The following is a 1,583-nucleotide window of genomic DNA, read 5'->3' on the forward strand; positions in this document are numbered from 1 at the left end:
CCAAGATGGTGACGCGAGTAGCGACCGTGGCGTTCGAGGGCGTGGAGGCACGCGCCGTCGATGTTCAGGTGCAGGTCGCCGCCGGCGGCGTCGCGTTCATCCTGGTGGGGCTGCCCGACAAGGCGGTGGCCGAGAGCCGGGAGCGCGTCCGCGCTGCGCTCATCGCCTCCGGGCTCGCCCTGCCGGCCAAGCGCATCACCGTCAATCTGGCACCGGCCGACCTGCCGAAGGAAGGCAGCCATTACGACTTGCCGATCGCACTCGCCGTCATGGCGGCGATCGGCGCGATCCCGGCCGATGCGCTCGCCGGCTATGTCGTGCTGGGGGAGCTCGCGCTCGACGGCTCGATCGCGCCGGTGGCCGGCGTCCTGCCGGCCGCGATTGCGGCCTATGCCAAGGGGCAAGGCCTGATCTGTCCCTTTGCCTCCGGCCCGGAAGCGGCATGGGCCGCCGCCGATATCGACATCCTCGCGCCGCGCTCGCTGATCCAGCTCGCCAACCACTTCAAGGGCACGCAGGTGATGGCACGGCCTGAGCCGGCCGTGGCGCGGCAGGCCGGGCTCCTGCCCGATCTCGTCGACATCAAGGGGCAGGAGAGCGCGCGCCGCGCGCTCGAGATCGCAGCCGCGGGCGGGCACAATCTGCTGATGAACGGCCCGCCGGGAGCCGGCAAGTCGATGCTGGCGAGCCGCTTGCCCTCGATCCTGCCACCGCTGTCGCCGCGCGAGCTGCTGGAGGTGTCGATGGTGCTTTCGGTCGCCGGCCATCTCGCCGATGGCGCGCTCACCGACCGTCGCCCCTTTCGGGCACCGCATCACTCGGCCTCGATGGCAGCTCTGGTTGGCGGTGGCCTGCATGCGCGGCCGGGCGAGGTCTCGCTCGCGCACCATGGCGTGCTCTTCCTCGACGAACTGCCCGAGTTCCAGCCGCAGGTGCTGGATGCGCTCCGCCAGCCGATGGAGACCGGCGACGTGCTGATCTCCCGCGCCAATCACCGCGTGACCTATCCCGCGCGTTTCCAGCTGGTGGCGGCGATGAATCCGTGTCGCTGCGGCAAGGCTACGGAACCGGGCTTCGCCTGCCGGCGTCAGCCGAACGAGCGCTGCATGGCGCAGTACCAGGCGAGGCTGTCCGGCCCGCTGCTCGATCGGATCGATATCGCGATCGACATTCCCGCCGTCACGGCCGCCGATCTCATCCTCCCCGCGGCGGGGGAGGATTCCGCCACGGTGGCCGCCCGGGTCGCCGCGGCGCGTCGGCAGCAGGGCGCGCGCTTCGAGGCGCTGCGGCTGGCCGAGCGCGGGCTGGGGCACGCCGCCACCAATGCCGCCTGTCCTGTGCCCGTCCTGGAGGAGATCGCGCGGCCGGACAATGCAGGCCTGGCCTTGTTGCGCGAGGCGGCAGAGGCGATGCGGCTCACGGCGCGGGCCTATCACCGCGTGCTCAAGGTCGCCCGTACGCTCGCGGACCTCGATGGCGAAGCCAAGGTCGGGCGCCTGCATCTGGCGGAAGCGCTGTCCTATCGCTCGCGCGGGGAACAGCTTGTTCAGGCCGCCTGATCGGTTACCTTAATCGATCGTCAC

At 71.0% G+C, this 1,583-nt stretch carries 1 protein-coding gene; it reads left to right on the forward strand.

Annotated features, from left to right (window positions below; translation table 11 throughout):
* The first annotated feature begins 5 nt into the window (after positions 1-5).
* Entirely contained in the window at positions 6-1,559 is a 1,554-nt protein-coding gene (locus ACIPIA_RS15935) for a YifB family Mg chelatase-like AAA ATPase (protein ID WP_400510949.1), read from the forward strand.
* Positions 1,560-1,583 lie beyond the last annotated feature (24 nt).

This window comes from Allobosea sp. CER48, from assembly GCF_044752385.1.
In the GTDB taxonomy this organism is placed as follows: domain Bacteria; phylum Pseudomonadota; class Alphaproteobacteria; order Rhizobiales; family Beijerinckiaceae; genus Allobosea.

What these genes read in the sequence shown, in the direction of transcription:
- ACIPIA_RS15935 (WP_400510949.1), top strand. Translation starts at nt 6, where the DNA reads ATGGTGACGCGAGTAGCGACCGTGGCGTTCGAGGGCGTGGAGGCACGC.